5 protein-coding genes are annotated in these 5073 nt (G+C 61.9%); all 5 read left to right on the plus strand.

Annotated features, from left to right (window positions below; all coding sequences use genetic code 11):
* Positions 1-111: 111 nt before the first annotated feature.
* A complete protein-coding gene (locus tag V3572_RS06250; protein WP_332110120.1) occupies positions 112-1284 on the plus strand; it encodes a SurA N-terminal domain-containing protein in 1173 nt (390 codons plus the stop codon).
* 147 nt (positions 1285-1431) lie between these two features.
* A complete protein-coding gene (locus tag V3572_RS06255; RefSeq protein ID WP_332110121.1) occupies positions 1432-2913 on the plus strand; it encodes a RodZ domain-containing protein in 1482 nt (493 codons plus the stop codon).
* Between the two features lie 134 nt (positions 2914-3047).
* Positions 3048-3791, plus strand: coding sequence for a DNA repair protein RecO (gene recO / locus V3572_RS06260; RefSeq protein WP_332110122.1), 744 nt, complete (start codon positions 3048-3050; stop codon positions 3789-3791).
* 49 nt (positions 3792-3840) lie between these two features.
* Complete coding sequence (glyQ, locus tag V3572_RS06265; protein ID WP_332110123.1) at positions 3841-4710, plus strand: glycine--tRNA ligase subunit alpha; 870 nt, start codon at positions 3841-3843, stop codon at positions 4708-4710.
* A 16-nt stretch (positions 4711-4726) separates the two neighbouring features.
* A partial coding sequence (locus V3572_RS06270) for a glycine--tRNA ligase subunit beta (protein WP_332110124.1) occupies positions 4727-5073 on the plus strand: 347 nt, incomplete at its 3' end.

Here is a 5073-nt window from a genome sequence, read left to right on the forward strand (position 1 = left end):
TTTGGCAGCCCCAGCGACATCAGCTACCGCTTCCAGGATCGGCAGGAACGTGTGGAATCGTCGGCCCGCGAGGTGAAAACTGCGGATTTCCCATGAGGTTGCACCTCAGGCATGGAAGGCCTGCGGGAGCGGATTGCCTGTCCAGTCAAAAGCGTCTATAGCTTGACCGGGTGCCGTGTCCGCAGGGGCGGACGCCAGGCGAGGCAAGGGGCATATCTTCATTGCCCGTTTTTTATATTGTGCAAACCTTCATCCGAAGCCGGAAAGCCCGGCCTGCCGGAGGATACCTTGTCCCGTGCGTTCTCCTCCCTTGTGATCGCCCTGTGCCTTTTCATCTGCATTGCACAGAGTCATGCCGTCGAACTTGTCGATAGAGTGGTGGCTGTGGTCAACGGCCAACTTATCACCCTTTTTGAACTTAACGAAAAACTCAATAAAATGCTGTCCCAGGCGCAAGGCATCAGCATTTCACAGAATGATCCGGAGTACGTCGAGCTGCAACGGCGTGTCCTGGACTCCATGATCAATGACATCCTGATCAAGCAGGCGGCGGAAAAACTCGGGATTACCGTTTCAGAAACGGAAATCGCGACGAAGATCAATGAGTTGAAGAAACAAAACGGCATGAATGAAGAGCAGTTCCGGAAGCAGCTCGCCCAGGAAGGACTGACGCGGCAGGAATTCGAGAAAGGGTTGGAGACAGAGGCCATCAAGCACCAACTGCTTGGGTATATGGTCAATAAGCGGATTTTGGTCACGGACGACGAAGTGCGCCAGTATTACGACCAGATGGGGGGGAACATTCCCGATCCCAAGGCCAACCTGGCCCGCCGGACCCCGGGGGCCATCGGGTTCATCATGGTCGGCAGCATGGCCGAGGCCGAGTCCCTGCGGCAAAAGATCGCCTCGGGGCAACTGTCCTTTGCGGATGCAGCCCGGAAGTTTTCCATCGGCCCGGGGAAGGAGCAGGGGGGAGACCTTGGCGGCGACGTGTCCGCCGATGATCTGGCCCCGCCCTTGCGCAAGGCGCTGCAGGACACCCCCGCCGGACAGGTCACCAAGCCGATTCCCCTGGAAGGGAAGGCGGTGCTTCTTATTCGCAAGGCCACGTCCGACGCCCCGGCGGCGGCCGACGCCGCCCCCGCTTCCGCGAGTACGTCCCAATCGTTCGAGCAGGCGCGCGGCCAGGTGTACGAAATGCTGTTTCGAACCAAGTTTGAGAAGCTTTTCCAGGAATATATGAATACATTGCGCTCCAAGGCGGTCGTCGACCTCCGCCTGTAGCAGCCATGTCTCGTCATCCATCCCGGAAGGATGGGCATTGTGGCCCTTGCAGGCTGCAAGGCCCTCTGGGAACTGCCCCGAAGACAGGCGGAACGAGCAGTGGAGCCTCATGGCTCCCGCACGTTCACGTTTAGGGAGTAATCGAATATGGATTTACGCGAATTGGGAGCTTTGCTGAAAGCGGAGCGGGAACGACGCGGCCTATCGGACAATGATGTCATCGATAAGATAAAGATAGGGAGAGCCTGCCTTGTCGCCATTGAAGAAGGCGATAAGGGCGGACTTCCCCATCCGGTCTATGCCAAAGGGTTTGTCAAAAACTATGCAAAGTTGCTCGATCTTGACCCCGAAGAGATCGGCGAGGCGTTTTCGGAGGCCGTAGGCGTCATTCCGGATTCCAACCTGACGCCGCAACATGAATTGAATGACTCGGTCACCCAGGCCACGATCATCCGAAACGGGGGGGGCGGGTATCTGCGCTACGTCATCGTCGCGGTGGCCATCCTGGTTGTCGTTGTGGCCGTGCTGTGGTTTTTTTCACTCATGCCGTTTCATATCGGGCGGTCGACGCCCCCCGTCCCCTCGTCCCAGGCGTCCGCTCCCGAGCTTGCCCAGGGATCTTCGCCGGATCAGAATTCCCAGGCCAAGCCCGGGAGTGCTGCCGATCCCCATGCCGAGACGGCATCTCCCGGGACTGTTCCTTTGATTGCGGTCCCGGACAATCGCACGACGCCCGCCGCACCCGTTGCCGATCAATCGGCAACCTCGCAGCCGTTGACGCTCAGTCCGCCTGAAACGCCCCGGGTTCCGGCTGCGGAGCCTGACGCCCCGACCTCCGAGGCCGCATCGGCGGCGGATACGGAAGAGCCCGCCGATCCGTCACTGTCTCCGGATGTCGTGCTCGGGGAACATGGCGCCCATTCCGTGACCATACTCGCCTTGGCCGAGTGCTGGATCGACGTTTCGGTGGATGGCGGCATCACCAAAGGGATCATGCTGGCCAAGGGGAAACGGTTTGTCGGCAATTTCAACGAGTCCCTGCTGGTTCGGCTCGGCAACGCCGGTGGCGTGGAAGTTCGTTACGACGACAAAAACTATCCGTTGCAGGCAGGCTCGGGCGAGGTCAAAACGCTGAAATTCGTGGCCAAGGCGAACCTTGAGACCCAGCAGCCCGCGTCCACCTCACTGACGACCCATGTGCCGCTGAGTGCGAAACCTTCTGTCGGCGCGCCCGCCGTCCCAGCCGGATCGCCGCCGGGAAAGGCCGCCCCCGGCACGGTCGCGTTACCCTCCACGGTGACGGTCGCTCCTCCCGCCGTGCCTCCCGCCGTGTCTTCTCCGGCCCCGGAGACGGCGAACCCCTCCGAGGGCGCCGCCACGGGACCAACTGGCGCCCGCAGCCTGGAGATCATCGGTGCGGACGGCAGCTGGGTCATCGTGACTGTCGACGGCGGCAAGCCCAAAGAGGTGTACGTCAAGAAGGGACAGACCCTGACCGAACCGTACAAGGAAAAGATCGAGGTCCGGCTCGGCAATCCCAGCAGCGTGGTGTTCCGGCATGAGGGGCAGGAGATGCCCGTGAGCACCCAACGGGGTGAGGCCAAGACCGTCCGTTTCCCCAATCCCTGAGGCGGCGACGCCGGGAGGGTGGGGGAAATCGCAGCGAAGGCGGGAGCGAAAAGCGGCGAGGTCCATGTGGACCGTAAACGGCCGAAAAGGCCGGTGCGACACGACGCGGATGGTGCGGACGCGAGGAGCGGAGAATGGAATTTTCCGAGAAGGCTCTCGTTTTGCGGGTGGGCCGTTTTCGGGAAATAGATGCCTGGGTGCGGCTTTTTTCGCCCTCGCGCGGCGTCTATACCGCCTTCGCCTTTGGAGGCTGCCGCAGCCGCAGACGGTTTTGCGGCTGTCTGGACGTCTTCAATCACGTCCATTTCAAGGTCAAAAGCGGTCGGGCCTACCACACCCTTTTGGAGGGGCGGCTTGTCAACGGACATGGTCGACTGCGGGCTGACCCGGGGCGTCTGGGCATGGCCGTCAATTGTCTGAAATTTTTCGAGGCCGTGGACGTTCCCCCTCCCGGGGCGCGGGCGGCTCACGATATGCTTCTGGAGAGTCTGGCGGCCCTTTCGGACGAACCCGTGCCGCCACGGCTTTTTCCCGTGTATTTTCGGGCCAGGGTGGCCTGCGACCAGGGCTTTTTCCCTTCCCTGTCCGCCTGTCACGCCTGTGGCGCGGCCTGTGCCGATATTGCGGGGGCCGTGTTTCATGTGGAGGAAGGGCGGTTTCTGTGTCCGGCCTGCCACCGGCCGGGGCGGGGAACCTTCGTCCGGCTTGGCCGGGAGACGGTGACGCTCCTGGAGACCGTGCGCCGGGCGGGCCCGGCGACATGGGCCGAACTCGCCCCGTCGCCAGCGGCGGTTGGGGAGTTCTCCCGGCTGCTGGATCGTTTTGTCGCCTACCACCTGGGGCTTTCCTGGGAACACGGAACCTTTATCAAAAACTGACGCCGCCACAACCGGGGAGATCCGGGACGAAGGGGGCATGGAGAACGGAATGCATTTTCAGGACGTCATCTTGACCTTGCAGCGTTTCTGGGCCGACGCCGGGTGCGTGGTGGCCCAGCCCTACGACATCGAGGTGGGGGCCGGAACCTTCAATCCGGCCACGTTTTTTCGGGTCATCGGCCCCGAACCCTGGCGGGTGGCCTATGTGGAACCCTCAAGGCGGCCCACGGACGGCCGCTACGGCGAAAACCCCAATCGACTCCAGAACTTCTACCAGTTCCAGGTCATCCTCAAGCCTTCGCCCGAGAATGTCCAGGAGTTGTACCTGGACAGCCTGAAGGCCCTGGGCATCGACCCTTCGCATCATGATATCCGTTTCGTGGAAGACGACTGGGAATCCCCCACTCTGGGGGCCAGCGGTCTGGGCTGGGAGGTCTGGCTCAACGGCATGGAAGTCACCCAGTTCACCTATTTCCAGCAGGTGGGCGGCATCGAGCTGTCCCCGGTCAGCGTGGAGCTGACCTACGGCCTGGAGCGGCTGACCATGTATCTTCAGGAAAAGGAGTCGGTCTACGACCTGTCCTGGAATGACCATGTGACCTACGGCCATGTGCATCACCGGGCCGAGTTCGAGCATTCCACCTACAATTTCGAAGAAAGCGACGCCGCCATGCTGCTGTCCTTCTTCAATGCCTATGAGGCCGAATGCCGCAGACTGTGCGACCGCGGCCTGCCCTGGCCAGCCTACGACTATTGCCTGAAGTGCTCCCACGCCTTCAACATGCTCCAGGCCCGGGGGGCCATCTCCATCACCGAACGCACGGGCTACATCGCCCGGGTGCGCGCCCTGGCCTCGTCCCTGGCCCGGCTCTATGCCGCCCAGCGCGAGGAGCTCGGCTATCCCATGCTTGTCGCCTAACGAAAAAGGACCGGTCATGCCCCATTTTCTACTTGAGATCGGTTTCGAGGAGATGCCCGCCCGCTTTTTATCCGGGCTTTCCTCGGAGATCGAAACGATTTTTTCCGAACGTCTGACCCAGGCCCGGATCGGTTTCGACCGCATCCGCCCCTTTGTCACCGCCAGACGCCTCGGGGTGTCCGTCACGGGTATGGACGCCATGACCCGTCGCGAGGAAGAGGTTGTCAGCGGCCCGCCGGAGAAGGTGGCCTTCGGGCCGGACGGCGCGCCCACCAAGGCCGCCCTGGGGTTTTGCCGCACCCAGGGTGTGGACATGGCCGAGGCGTTCGTTTTGGAAACGGACAAGGGACGCTATCTGGCCGT

The organism is Desulfolutivibrio sp., from assembly GCF_036584575.1.
In the GTDB taxonomy this organism is placed as follows: domain Bacteria; phylum Desulfobacterota; class Desulfovibrionia; order Desulfovibrionales; family Desulfovibrionaceae; genus Desulfolutivibrio.